We start from the raw sequence: 12704 nt of genomic DNA, 5'->3' as shown, positions 1-12704 counted from the left end.
CGATGAACCGTATTGATAGTCGTTTTGCAGAACTCAAAGCGCGCGGTGAAACCGCGATGATCCCTTTCCTAACGATTGGTGACCCTTCGATTGAATCTTCGCTTGAACTTATTTTAGAGATGGAAAAAGCTGGTGCAGATTTGATTGAGCTGGGTGTTCCTTACTCCGATCCATTAGCCGACGGTCCTGTTATTCAGCGATCCTCGGAGCGCGCACTGAAACGTAAGATTTCTATCTTCGATGTTATTGATGTTGCTCGTCAAGCGCGGAGTCGAGGATCGAAGCTGCCCTTCATTCTTTTCACTTATTACAATCCGGTTCTGCAAATCGGACTGGAACATATTTTCAAAATCATGCAAGAAAATGAAATCAGCGGTATTATTATTCCAGACCTGCCACTCGAAGAGGACAGTGAAACAAGAGCGATTGCAGAAAGCCATGGCGTTCACTTGATTCCCTTAGTGGCACCTACCTCGAATGAGCGAGTACAACGCATCGCTGCGGGTGCACGCGGTTTTGTGTATTGTGTGTCATCGCTAGGTGTTACTGGCGAACGCGCTGAGTTTTTCGGCGGAATTGAGGATTTTCTCACAACCGTGCGTGAAGCAGCTTCCGTTCCGATCGTCGTTGGATTCGGCATCTCGAATCGCGAACAGGTTGAGCGTTTTGAGAAGCTCTGTGACGGCGTAGTCGTAGGCAGCGCAATTGTTCGTACGATTGAGAATGCATTGCCTCATTTGGAGAAGGATGGAGCTCATCCCGAAGGTCTTGCGCAAATTGGAAAATTTGTAGGTCAATTAAAACGTTCAGCTAATTAATTGGTGAGGTGACTTCATGAAACCGAAAGCAACGATTGTCCATTTACCCGTCTATCAACCAGGAAAACCGATTGAAGAAGTGAAACGCGAGCTAGGCTTAACCGAAGTAATTAAGCTTGCTTCCAATGAGAACCCGTTCGGTTCGTCGCCTAATGCGAAAGCCGCTATTGAGGCAGAACTTGCGAACATCAGCCTATATCCTGATGGCGGAGCCGTTCAGCTGACCGAAGCAGTTGCATCTTCAGTTGGCGTTGCAACGAATCAACTTATTTTCGGTGCTGGCTCAGATGAAGTAATTCTGATGCTTGCTCGGGCATTCCTTGTGCCTGGAGACGAGTCCGTAATGGCTTCGCACACGTTCCCACAGTACAAACATAACTGTGAAATCGAAGGCGCGATTTCCATCGAAATACCTTTGAAAGAGGGTACACACGATTTGGATGCGATGGCCGCTGCGATTACAGACCGTACGAAGATTGTATGGATATGTAACCCGAACAATCCGACAGGTACTATGAATACGGATGCAGAAATTAAAGCTTTCCTAGCCAAAGTTCCAGATCATGTCATTGTTGTCCTCGATGAAGCTTACTGTGAGTACAATACGACGGGTCAGTTCCCAGATAGTATAGAGCTGATTGGCCAATACCGTAATGTTATTGCATTGCGCACTTTCTCCAAAATTTATGGCTTAGCTTCGCTTCGAATTGGATATGGTATTGGACATCCAGATGTCATACGTTCGATCAATCAAGTGCGTGAGCCATTCAATACGACACGCTTTGCGCAAGCCGCAGCTCTTGCCGCTATCAAAGATCAAGAGTTCATCGCTAGATGCCGCGAAGCGAATACGGCTGGATTGAATTATTTGAAAGAACAGTTCGAAGTGCTTGGCTTGTCTTCCTTCCCTGCACACGGCAACTTTATTATGGTGGATGTTGCTCGTCCAGCAGGCGATGTGTTCAATGGATTGCTGCGTAGGGGCATCATCATCCGCGGCGGTCATATGCTTGGCTTCCCGACTTCGCTTCGAGTGACCATCGGTTCGCGCGAGCAGAATGAAAAATTCATTTCGGCTCTAACAGAGGTGCTTGCTGAGGTTCCTGTTGGCGTCTAATTCCAAGGATAAAGGTTGATTCATTTCATGACGAAAATAGCAATATTCGGCGTAGGTTTGATTGGCGGCTCACTCGCCCTCTGCTTTAAAGGAAAACCTGACTTCACCGTTGTCGGTCACTCGCCGAATCCTCGATCTGTTGAGAAACTGTTGAAACGTAATGTCGTTGATATCGCGACTACGGATATGGCGGAAGCTGTGGACGGAGCTGACTTTATTTTTCTATGTGTTCCCGTTGGAAGCTTGGAAGAATATGTGCAGCAGTTGATGCAGCTGCCTCTCAAATCAGGTTGCATCATTACCGATGTCGGCAGCACGAAAGCTTCAATCACAGCGAGTGCTTCAGCGCATTTGAAAGAGGGCGTTTATTTTATCGGCGGTCACCCAATGGCAGGTTCCGAGCGGCATGGGGTGGAGGCAGCGTCTTCCCATCTCTATGAGAATGCTTTCTATGTGCTGACACCCGCTGAAGGTACGCCACAGGCTGAAGTGGATCGCTTGACTAGTCTTCTAAGCCTGACAAAGGCGCAGATCGTTCAAGTGGGCGCGAGTGAACATGATGATATTGTTGGTGCGATTAGCCATTTGCCGCATATTATTGCTGTTGCCTTAGTGAACCAGGTAAGAGGGTACAATGAGCATAATACGTTATATCAAAATTTAGCTGCTGGCGGTTTCCGTGATATTACGCGAATTGCATCGAGTGAACCTATGATTTGGCGAGACATTCTCGTAAATAATCGGGAGGTCCTGCTCAAACTGCTGAAAGATTGGAACGAGGAAATTTCGCGGTTTGTTCATTTGCTTGAAGTTAGCGATGGGGAAGGGATTGCTGAACAGTTCCGTTTGGCTGGGGCATTCCGTAAATCGTTGCCTGAACGGCGCAAAGGTGTTCTCACTTCGTTATTCGATATTTATGTCGATGTTCCCGATCATCCCGGTATTATAGGATCTATAACCTCTCTGTTGGGGAATGAGCGAATCAACCTCAGCAATATTCAAATCATCGAGAGCCGTGAAGATGTGCCAGGCGTATTAAGATTATCATTCCGCAGTCAAGAGGAAGCAGATCGTGCGTCTGAACTCCTCAGTACTGAATACAAAGTCCATGTGTAGTACCTACACAATAAGACTGAATAAGCAAGCTCCTAACCTTTGATCAGACCAGAGGCATAGGGGCTTGCTTTTTTTTATTTTTTGTAAACGGATTCACAGGACTGAAGACCCATGATATAATAACTTTTATTTTTTCTATTTTATATTGAAGTTGATGGGGCGGTTTGAATTGAAATTTCGGATGTTAGTTGCTAGTGTTTTAGCTTGTTTGATTGTATTTCTTAATTTTTCCCCTACTTTTGCAAGTACCAAAGATGTGTTTTACACGGACAAAGTCGCGGTGTTGGTTTATCATCATCTTGATGATCAGGAATCAAGCTCTGTGACGATTTCACCACAATTGTTCAAACGGCAGCTGCAATATTTGAAACGCAGAGGGTTCGAATTCATTACACTCGATCAATTCAAAGCATTCAAGCAGGATGGGAAGCAAATACCTGATAATGCGATACTCGTGACATTTGACGATGGATACGAAAGCTTTTTTACGTACGCATATCCTATTCTTAAAAAATTACAAATCCCAGCCGTCAACTTTGTGATTACGAAAGACTTGGACGATCCTAAGAAACCAAAGTTAGCCGCTTTATCGCCTGAAGAGATTACACAAATACGCCAGGATGACCCCGACATTGAGTTTCAATGTCATTCAGACCATTTGCATGCGGCACAAGATGGTAAGCCTATGCTGTCCAATAAGCTTTTCATTAACGGCGTCCAGGAAACAGATGATGTTTACAAGAAGCGAGTCGTAGATGATACGAAGTCTTGTATGTCGAAGCTCACAAGCTTGAATGCTGCAACGAAAGTGGATGCGTACGCCTATCCATTTGGCAGCTATACAGAAACGACCATGGCTCAACTGCAGGAAGCGGGCATACAGTTTGCCTTCACGACCAAAGCTGGATTAACTTCACGGGATCTGGACTCCATGCAAATTCCTCGCATTAATGCGGGGAGCCCTTATGTACGGCCGCATTCGATTAACAATTTAATCAATCAAGCGATGGGACAACATGATCCCAAAATGGTAGCAAAAAACCTCGAGTAAACGTTTTCAAAAAAGTGTTGACAGAATGAAACCGTATACATATAATAAAAGTACAGTATGGTTTCTCTCCACTCCTATCCGATAATCGCACCATAAGTGCAACCGCCGTTTACGGCGGTTTTTTTTTGTTTATTTTGCTCTGAGTTTCTTATAACGAACATATAGTTCTTAGAGTGCATGTAGTCCATTGGATACTACGGAAAGACTGAATTATGAACTTTATCCAACAAATTGTCGAATCTAGCAGGATTTTTGCGATGAATCAAGAAGTATTACGAGGGACATATTCTGCACAATAAATATGCATATATTTTTTTATTTGTATCGCAACTTTTCACTCCAACACTAGTACAACAAATAGGAACAGTTGGAGTGGTACCCGGAATCGCGAGGAGGGTCGCCACGTAATGACCGATTCCCAATTGATCAGAGAAATCAAGGATGGAAATGTTCAGCTATATAACGAGCTCATGCGTCGTTACGAGCGTAAAATCCTTGCATTTATCTTTCATATGTTAAAAAACACACAAATGGAAGCCGTTGCGGAAGATTTGTGTAATGAAACATTCTATAAAGCGTATCGCAGTTTGCACTCATTTCGCGAAATCGAGGCTTCTTTTTCAACATGGTTATATACGATTGCCCGTAATACGGTATTGAGTGAGCTGCGCAAAAATAAAAGTGTTCAAGTATCGCTGGAGCAAAGCGGTTTAACGCCGCATGCCTCTTTCGATGCGATGCCAGAACAAGCGATGTTGAGGAACGAGAAAGTATCCATGGTGCGTGATGCGATTAACAGCTTACCAGAGAAGCAGCGTTCCGCGTTGATTTTACGGGAGTATGATCAGATGGATTATCAGGAAATTGCTAATATTTTAGGACAAACAGTAAGCTCTGTGAAATCGCTTCTGTTTAGAGCTAGGGCATCCGTCAAACTGCATCTGGATCCTTATTTCAGTGAACCGATATTCGAAGAATCGAAGGGATGACAAGCGATGAATTGTAGTGAGATCCAGGAATTATTTGGAGTCTATTGGGATTTGCCGAATGATGACCTGCGTCGAGTCGCAGTGGATGAGCATTTACTTACTTGCTCTTCTTGCGCAGAAGAATTTCAGATCTGGGAAGAGAGCATGATCCTGATCCGATCCGCCGCGAACGAAGAGGAGTTTACCGATTTTGAACCTGTCATTTCAGGGAAAGTCATGAATCGGATTTATCAGGATGAGTCTTGGCGAATTCCCGTTTCGGAACGGATGTATGCCATTTCGTATAAACTGAGACGTAACCTGACGGTTGTAATCGCATTTTGTTTAGCTTTGTTTATATTCAGCTTCTTATTTGCGATTGTTTATGATGGCACGCCTCCTTCCACGGTAGCTTCTGCAGATAGTTCCATTTTTGATTTGGAAGCACCACAGGCTTTGAAGTCAAGCGGTACAGAGTCGATGAATGGTCATAAACTAGGCGACGCGGTAGCGAGTCTCAATCCAAGCTTTATGGAGCCTTTGCGTTTCCACGTGGGACCGATTCACTCTTATCCGCATTATTTATTAGTCGTTTCCTTGTTAGGGTTAGTTGCAACAATTATCATTATGAATTGGTTATCACGAACGAAGAACTAATGCAATGGAGGTAGAGCATTGACTACGATAGGCTTTATTCGTCACGGTAGTACGGAATGGAATCGCCTTGGCAAGCTGCAAGGTCAATTGGATACCGAATTAACGGATGAAGGTCGGGAACAGGCTCGGCTGCTCGGGTTGAGATTGGCTGATGAAAGCTGGGATGGGATCATTAGCAGTGATTTGAAAAGAGCTAGTGAAACTGCTTCGATTATTGCGCAGCAATCACGTATCCCTCTTTTGGCGATGGACGTTAGGTTGAGAGAGAGAAGTTACGGTCTTGTTGAAGGTACGACGGCTGTTGAGCGTGAAGCTCGCTGGGGGGCTGACTGGAAGCTTCAGGAGCTAGGCCAGGAGAAGGATCACGAGCTGTGGGCACGTTGGTTAGCGTTTGAAGCAGGCATTTTAGACGCTTATAAGGGTAAAAAAGTGCTGTTGATCTCTCACGGCGGGTTCATCGTTCAGGTGCTTCGCGAGTTGCAATTGAATCAGGAACAATTCCTGGAGAATACGTCTTTAACTCTATTATCACGTGCAGAAAACCAATGGCAATTACAGCTATACAATTGTTTACTGCATTTGCAGTCACCAACTGAATCTTCGATTTAAGCGAAGCATGACTCGTTAAGAGTCATGTTTTTTTATTTTCAGCGGAATATTTTCGGGAAAAAATCCCATAATGGTTACTAGAAACATCGACGTCGATCATGTTGCTCTAGCGAATGCTTTCGATGCTAGTTTGCTTCGCAAACTTTAAGGAGGATGCAGGATGGAAATGAACCTAGCCGATATGCTCAGTTATGCCGATATCCATGAATTAGGCCGCATTGCAACGACCTACGAGTGTGAGTGCAATGGTCATTCCAAGAATGAACTGATTCAATCAATCCTCAGCACGGCCATGCGCAAAGACATCTTTGAGAAGCACATTCAGAGTCTTTCTTTGGAAAACGTACGTTTTCTGAATTCCCTCTTATCTGATCCTCGCAATGCATTCAGTATGGAGGAACTCATCGCTAGAGTTCAACAGTCGCGATTTGGGCAAGATGGTGCCGATGAATGGAATCCAAGGGATATGATTGTGAAATTCAAGAAGTTAGGTTGGTTGTTTAATGGTTACTCCCAGCAAACCAAGTTTCTATTTCACGTACCATCGGATTTGAAGCGCAAATTCAACGATGTGTTAGCGAACCAATTTAAGCAATCGTTGATGAAGACAGATGAACCTGCCGTGTATCGAGATGAGCAGATGCTTCTCGTGGATGATATCTATCATTTCCTAATGGCAGTTGCCCAGCAGGACATTTCACTAACGACAGAAGGGTTCATGTACAAAAGGCAGCTTCAACAAGTACTTCAAATGTTATCCGTGCAAGAAGAGATGGTGGCCAAGGGTCAGTGGAGATTTGGCTATGGGCGTATGTTCAAGGAATATCCGAACCGATTCTCATTGATCTATGATTATTGTTATTACCACCAACTGATTAGTGAACATGATTTGACACTACGATTAACAGAAACAGGAAAAGTCCGGTTACAACATGGTAAAAAGGAAACTATGAGTGACGTGTATACCTTCTGGCTACGTCTATACAAGAATCCGATACCGAATATTCAAAGTTTAGCATGTTGGCTCGACCGATTGTGTGAGCAGTGGGTGACCTTGGCATCGCTTGTTGAGCTATTAAGCAAGTTAGTAAAACCTTTCTATTACGATAGCTCAGAATCCATCGTCGAGCAGCGCATTATTCGAATGATGATGCACTTAGGTTTGATCCGAATTGGAGAAGATCTCACTAATGGAGCCGTCATACAAGTGACCAAATTAGGCTCAAGTGTCATTAAGGGGATCAGCATTGCGAATGAGGACAAGGTCGCCTTGCTTTGAAAAACTAGGTACTAACACATTCCCGTTCATACGGGCATTTGAATGAAGCGTTGACCATCGAACTGAATATGATGAACTAGGAGCATGTAAACGGGTTGGGGAATACCAATATCGACACATCACTTTTTGCGAAAACAAAGCTCCTGACAAACCGCGGACAACATTTGGAGGTAGGTCTCATGGGAAAAATGAATGTATCTAACGATGCGCTGCTGGCACTTTTCGCGGAAATGATTTGGGATAATGCCTTACGCAAATATAGAGAAGAAAATCTTTATAAGGAAATTGATCGTGCTTTAGCAAAGGGAGATCAGTCAACCTTCTTGGCGCTCACTTCTGAATTAAAGGTTTTACTATCACGAGGGTAATCATCGCTGCGCATACAAAGTTTCAAACCGAGGGCATGTGGAATCATTCACATGTCTCTTTTGCTTTGTTGCAGATCGATCCGCTCAGCTTTGATTGACAGTCGTGTTGCGAAGCGATTAAAGTACAAGTTGAGCATAGCCTACATAGCCTATGTGGTTTTGGTAAATGATAGGGAGGCGCACACCTTGAAATTTAATGACATTGCCCCACAAGATTGGCCGGAATTGAAACCATATCTAGACACATGCCTGCTGCCGATTACTGGGCTGACAGGCCGTGAAGACCCCATGCAAGTGACTTCAGCCCTAGAACATCTCAGAGACGTGATGGAGGTCATTGAAATACCTTTCAAAGGCAGAGTCGTTACATATCCAGCACTTCATTATATAATCAGTGAAGATGGCAGCAAGTATGTAGAAAAGGTAACACAGCAAGTCAAGCAGTCAGGTTTTCGGTATGTCATTGTCGTAACTTCATGCCAGGAAGCGTTGACGTGGACATCCAAGCACACAGATTTGTTAATTGTTGTAGATCGAGATCAATGGGCTGAACAAGTGGAAGCCATTCGAGCTGGCATTACGGGGCAAGTGCAGCAACTTTGGTACCCGGTAGATTAAGATCGGCGAGCGCATGTATTATTGGAAAAAAAATGTGCAAGATAAGGGTAGTAATGGAGGAAAGTGGCTTCCAAAAAGTTGTGACAATTTCGTTAAAATTTGTCCGAATGCGCAGATTTCAAATGAATAAAAGGAGTTATGAATTCTTGACGACCTAGTAGTCGTAGGCTATTATTAGAAATGTCCTAGTTATGTAGTGTAATGTCGAACGACACGTGATAGAGGTAACTGATGTCCGAGAGGGTTCGGACTTCGGCCAATGTAGGAGGGTAGACCTGAGAATGAGTGATCATAACAATCACAAAGAAGAACAGCATGGGAAGAAACCCGGGACCAAACGCGAAATGTCTCGTCGACAATTTCTTTCTTATACCCTTGGTGGCGCTGGAGGATTCATGGGAGCAGGAATTATCATACCGATGGTTCGGTTCGCCATTGATCCAGTTCTTCAGAAGAAATCAGCATCGGATTGGGTTAAAGTTGTCGAAGAAAGTAAAATTACAAATGTACCACAAGCGTTTACGTTCCAAGTTCATCAGGTTGATGGTTGGTACGAGAGCGATGCTGAGTTGGTAGCATGGATTTCCAAAGGCAGCGACGGTAAGCTGTTTGCGTTAAATCCAACGTGTAAGCATCTTGGATGTACGGTTAACTGGAACGATAACCCTGCATACAAAGATCAGTATTTCTGTCCATGTCATGGTGCTCACTATACGCAAGATGGGAAGAACCTTGCTGTAGCGCCTAAACCTCTAGACGAATATACGACTAAAGTAGAGAATGGTTTCGTGTATGTTGGACAACTGCATGCTAACACAAGAGTATAAGGGGGCGTCACGATCAGATGTTTAAAAACGTATACAACTGGATTGACGAACGTCTTGATATTACGCCTATGTGGAGGGATGTAGCGGATCACGAGGTGCCAGAGCACGTAAACCCTGCTCATCATTTTTCCGCATTCGTTTATTGCTTTGGCGGCTTGACGTTTTTCATCACAGTCATTCAAATTTTGTCAGGTATGTTCTTAACGATGTATTACACACCTGATATTATCAATGCGTATGCAAGTGTTGATTACTTACAACATAAAGTAGCTTTCGGTGTTATCGTCAGAGGTATGCACCACTGGGGAGCTAGTTTAGTTATCGTAATGATGTTCTTACATACCCTGCGCGTGTTCTTCACAGGTTCTTATAAAGCTCCACGTGAAATGAACTGGGTAGTAGGCATGCTCATTTTCTTCGTTATGTTAGGTCTTGGTTTTACGGGATACCTGCTTCCATGGGATAACAAAGCTTACTTTGCAACTCAAGTAGGTATGAAAATTGCAGCTTCGGTACCATTGGCTGGGCCGTACATCGAAACATTGCTGCAAGGCGGAAGCATCGTTGGTGCCCAAACACTAACTCGATTCTTTGCTATTCATGTGTTCTTCCTGCCTGGCGTTCTTCTAGCTTTGCTTGCCGGACACTTCTTCATGATTCGCAAACAAGGTATTTCCGGACCGCTATAATTTAGGGAGGGGCGAATAGCGTGGCGCATGGTCATAAGTCTGATGAAAAAATCGTTTACGTTGGAGATTCCCGCGTAATTAAAAAAACTCCAGAGCAACGTCTCATTCCTAGAGATTACTCGGCTTACCCTGGTAAGTCAGAGGCATTCATTCCAAACTTTTTGCTAAAAGAGTGGATGGTTGGGGTTGTTGTCCTGGTAGGTATGTTAGTTCTAGTAATGTCTGACCCAGCTCCGCTTGGTTATCCAGCGGATCCTAAGAACACCGCATTTATTCCGATGCCAGACTGGTACTTCTTGTTCATGTATCAATTGCTGAAGTATCCATACACATCGGGAGATTACGTCGTTCTTGGAGCGGTAGTTGTTCCTGGGTTACTTTTCGGTGGTTTACTTCTAGCTCCTTTCTTGGATACAGGGAAAGAGCGTCGCTTCTATAGAAGACCAATCGCTTCAAGCCTTATGATTTTATCTTTGGTTGCTTGTACATACCTTACGTACACATCTTGGGGTCACTACCAACTTGAGCTCAAAGAGAAGAACATTATCCCAGAGCACATCAAGCGTGAAGAAGAAATGCACAAGAACAAAGGTGCAGCTGCTGGTGAAGGCGCGAAGAAAGAAACGAAAAAAGCGGCAGCTATCGTTGCTGCTGATGATCCAGCTGCTGCGATTTACGCGAAAGCAACTTGCTTAGCTTGTCACGGCGCACAACTTAAGGGAATGCCTGCTTCGGGTGTACCTGCTCTACTAGGTGTAGGTGACGGTCACACGAAAGAAGACATTCTGGGTATTATTAAAAATGGTAAAGGCAACATGCCTGCCATGTATAAGCCGAACATTGATAAAGGCTTAACAGATGCCGATATTGATAAATTGGCTGAATGGTTATCGAAACAAAAAACTCAATAATCCAAAGAACCTGGTCGCGAAAGTGATCAGGTTTTTTTTGAAAAGAAATGTTGGTATACATGGGAGGAGCCTGCATGTCCGTTTCCTATTTCTGGAGTCGAGAATTCTTGCTCGATAAGAAAATGTTATGGTTGTTGTTCATCTGCAATATCCTTGGGACGATCTATGGCTATGAATGGTATTGGGGGCAAATGATAGACACCATCGCTGAAAATCCTGTATGGTATGTGTACTTTGTGCCAGATAGCCCGACGGCTAGTTTATTTTTCACATTATCCGTAGGTTATTTGATTGCCGATCGCTCATCAACGCGAACACCAAGTAAGCTATATAAAGCCATTCGCAGTTTTATCGAAGCTTTCGGATTAATTACTTCTTTTAAATATGGGATATGGGCCGTTACGATGATTTGGGCAGGGGCTTACCAAGGCGCATCCGTGGGATGGGATGGTTGGATGTTAACGGCGTCACATTTGGCAATGGCGGTGGAAGCGCTATTATTCGTACGGTGGTTTTCCTACGGGATACCAGCTGTCGTTATCGTCGCCATTTGGACCTTGTGGAATGACTATATGGATTATGAAAAAGGCGTGTTCCCACGCTTGCAACGTGAATTGCATCCTTATTTAGGCACCATACAATTTTTCACCATTTGCTTGAGTATCATTGGAATTTGGATTGCGATCACGTGTTATTTGGCAAGAGAGAAAAGCAGGGTCAAACTACCGCAATAATGGTCTAAAATGGGACGAACCTCCATATGATGATGGTGAAGGAGGGGAAGTCCCATGTTTTTCGTTAGAGGCAAACGAAGTCTAATGATCCTACTACTCATCACAGCAGTCGTATGTGTACTTGCTGCTTGCGGAAAAAGCGTTGGTACCACCGGACAAGCTCTGAAGCCGATGGATCCCGTGCAACTAGAGAAAATTGCTTTTCTGAATGGAATTGCAGAAGAGATGTATACGTTGACGATGTCTGGGCAAGTATCGGATGCAAGAAATAAACTAAGCCAAATTGCAGATCAAATCCCGAAGATTCAGTTCGAAGGCATTACCTCGGTTGAGGGCTTGAATGCGTTGACTCAAACGATCACAGAGGCGAAACGCGTGTATAACGCGGCTAATTATTCACCTGCAGAGGGTCAAATTGCTGTGGCTAAGATCCGTTTAGCAACGGATGCACTTACGCATAAGAATCAGCCGATGTGGCTGCAATACTATAAAGTTTTGCTCAACGATAGTGATATGATGCGCAAACAAGTTAAAGCGAATAATCCAGGGGATGCCATTCGAGAGTACGGTGTACTCGTGCAGCATATTGCAATCATTCATCCTTCTCTCCTGATTAGTCGTGAACCTTCATCGGTAGAGAAGCTTGATTCTCTCTTACGCTACATTGGAACACAAGTGAACACGAAACCAATGCCCATGAAGCAAATTGACAGCGCGCTTACAAGCTTGAATGCCGTACTGGATGAGTTGTTCATGAAACATAAGGATGCACTAGCTTATGTACCGCTAACGGATCCGAATCAACCGATTATTTGGTCGATTAGCATGGGGTTCATCATTGTATCCGTGTTATCTTACGTCGGATGGCGCATGCGCCAATCGGGACGTCATATTGTGCCAGTCAAACAGCGGGAAAAAGGCGAGAATATTTGAAAAAAGTGG

At 44.2% G+C, this 12704-nt stretch carries 15 protein-coding genes; all 15 read left to right on the top strand.

The features are described 5' to 3' along the window. Positions 1-2: 2 nt before the first annotated feature. The 15 genes from trpA (at position 3) to MJB10_RS14905 (ending at position 12695) form a co-directional block, all read left to right on the top strand. Positions 3-818: a tryptophan synthase subunit alpha gene (gene trpA / locus MJB10_RS14975; protein ID WP_314795864.1), complete on the top strand. Its 816-nt coding sequence runs from the start codon at positions 3-5 to the stop codon at positions 816-818. Between the two features lie 16 nt (positions 819-834). Continuing rightward, on the top strand, positions 835-1935 hold the full coding sequence (hisC, locus tag MJB10_RS14970) for a histidinol-phosphate transaminase (protein ID WP_314795862.1): 1101 nt from the start codon (positions 835-837) through the stop codon (positions 1933-1935). Between the two features lie 27 nt (positions 1936-1962). Then, a complete protein-coding gene (locus tag MJB10_RS14965; protein ID WP_314795861.1) occupies positions 1963-3051 on the top strand; it encodes a prephenate dehydrogenase in 1089 nt (362 codons plus the stop codon). Positions 3052-3220: 169 nt separating this feature from the next. Beyond that, positions 3221-4102, top strand: a complete 882-nt coding sequence (locus MJB10_RS14960) for a polysaccharide deacetylase family protein (RefSeq protein ID WP_314795860.1) — start codon at positions 3221-3223, stop codon at positions 4100-4102. 407 nt (positions 4103-4509) lie between these two features. After that, positions 4510-5091 carry an RNA polymerase sigma factor gene (locus MJB10_RS14955; protein ID WP_314795858.1) on the top strand — a complete coding sequence of 194 codons (582 nt, stop codon included), beginning with the start codon at positions 4510-4512 and terminating at the stop codon, positions 5089-5091. A gap of 6 nt (positions 5092-5097) precedes the next feature. Further along, a complete protein-coding gene (locus MJB10_RS14950; RefSeq protein ID WP_314795856.1) occupies positions 5098-5727 on the top strand; it encodes an anti-sigma factor family protein in 630 nt (209 codons plus the stop codon). A gap of 18 nt (positions 5728-5745) precedes the next feature. After that, positions 5746-6336: a histidine phosphatase family protein gene (locus MJB10_RS14945; RefSeq protein ID WP_314795853.1), complete on the top strand. Its 591-nt coding sequence runs from the start codon at positions 5746-5748 to the stop codon at positions 6334-6336. Positions 6337-6502: 166 nt separating this feature from the next. Beyond that, entirely contained in the window at positions 6503-7615 is a 1113-nt protein-coding gene (locus tag MJB10_RS14940) for a hypothetical protein (RefSeq protein ID WP_314805640.1), read from the top strand. Positions 7616-7794: 179 nt separating this feature from the next. Next, positions 7795-7983: an IDEAL domain-containing protein gene (locus tag MJB10_RS14935; RefSeq protein ID WP_314795851.1), complete on the top strand. Its 189-nt coding sequence runs from the start codon at positions 7795-7797 to the stop codon at positions 7981-7983. Between the two features lie 186 nt (positions 7984-8169). After that, positions 8170-8601 carry a DUF2487 family protein gene (locus tag MJB10_RS14930; protein ID WP_314795849.1) on the top strand — a complete coding sequence of 144 codons (432 nt, stop codon included), beginning with the start codon at positions 8170-8172 and terminating at the stop codon, positions 8599-8601. 281 nt (positions 8602-8882) lie between these two features. Continuing rightward, positions 8883-9428 (top strand): QcrA and Rieske domain-containing protein, encoded by a 546-nt coding sequence (locus MJB10_RS14925; protein WP_314795847.1) that lies wholly within the window; start codon positions 8883-8885, stop codon positions 9426-9428. Positions 9429-9445: 17 nt separating this feature from the next. Then, complete coding sequence (qcrB, locus tag MJB10_RS14920) at positions 9446-10117, top strand: menaquinol-cytochrome c reductase cytochrome b subunit (protein ID WP_127451419.1); 672 nt, start codon at positions 9446-9448, stop codon at positions 10115-10117. A gap of 20 nt (positions 10118-10137) precedes the next feature. After that, entirely contained in the window at positions 10138-11028 is an 891-nt protein-coding gene (locus tag MJB10_RS14915; RefSeq protein WP_314795841.1) for a c-type cytochrome, read from the top strand. 74 nt (positions 11029-11102) lie between these two features. Further along, complete coding sequence (locus MJB10_RS14910; protein ID WP_314795839.1) at positions 11103-11762, top strand: DUF1405 domain-containing protein; 660 nt, start codon at positions 11103-11105, stop codon at positions 11760-11762. A gap of 54 nt (positions 11763-11816) precedes the next feature. Next, positions 11817-12695 (top strand): sporulation protein YpjB, encoded by an 879-nt coding sequence (locus MJB10_RS14905; RefSeq protein WP_314795837.1) that lies wholly within the window; start codon positions 11817-11819, stop codon positions 12693-12695. Positions 12696-12704 lie beyond the last annotated feature (9 nt).

It is taken from the genome of Paenibacillus sp. MBLB1832 (genome assembly GCF_032271945.1).
GTDB classification, from domain to species: Bacteria; Bacillota; Bacilli; order Paenibacillales; family NBRC-103111; genus Paenibacillus_E; species Paenibacillus_E roseopurpureus.
The sequence above is the reverse complement of the archived record's forward strand: the minus strand, read 5'-3'. Positions and strand labels throughout refer to the sequence as shown.

Coding starts and splice junctions, on each gene's coding strand:
- hisC (WP_314795862.1), top strand. CDS start 835: ATGAAACCGAAAGCAACGATTGTCCATTTACCCGTCTATCAACCAGGA.
- MJB10_RS14955 (WP_314795858.1), top strand. CDS start 4,510: ATGACCGATTCCCAATTGATCAGAGAAATCAAGGATGGAAATGTTCAG.
- MJB10_RS14940 (WP_314805640.1), top strand. CDS start 6,503: ATGAACCTAGCCGATATGCTCAGTTATGCCGATATCCATGAATTAGGC.
- MJB10_RS14965 (WP_314795861.1), top strand. CDS start 1,963: ATGACGAAAATAGCAATATTCGGCGTAGGTTTGATTGGCGGCTCACTC.
- MJB10_RS14925 (WP_314795847.1), top strand. CDS start 8,883: ATGAGTGATCATAACAATCACAAAGAAGAACAGCATGGGAAGAAACCC.
- MJB10_RS14950 (WP_314795856.1), top strand. CDS start 5,098: ATGAATTGTAGTGAGATCCAGGAATTATTTGGAGTCTATTGGGATTTG.
- MJB10_RS14935 (WP_314795851.1), top strand. CDS start 7,795: ATGGGAAAAATGAATGTATCTAACGATGCGCTGCTGGCACTTTTCGCG.
- qcrB (WP_127451419.1), top strand. CDS start 9,446: ATGTTTAAAAACGTATACAACTGGATTGACGAACGTCTTGATATTACG.
- MJB10_RS14910 (WP_314795839.1), top strand. CDS start 11,103: ATGTCCGTTTCCTATTTCTGGAGTCGAGAATTCTTGCTCGATAAGAAA.
- MJB10_RS14905 (WP_314795837.1), top strand. CDS start 11,817: ATGTTTTTCGTTAGAGGCAAACGAAGTCTAATGATCCTACTACTCATC.
- trpA (WP_314795864.1), top strand. CDS start 3: ATGAACCGTATTGATAGTCGTTTTGCAGAACTCAAAGCGCGCGGTGAA.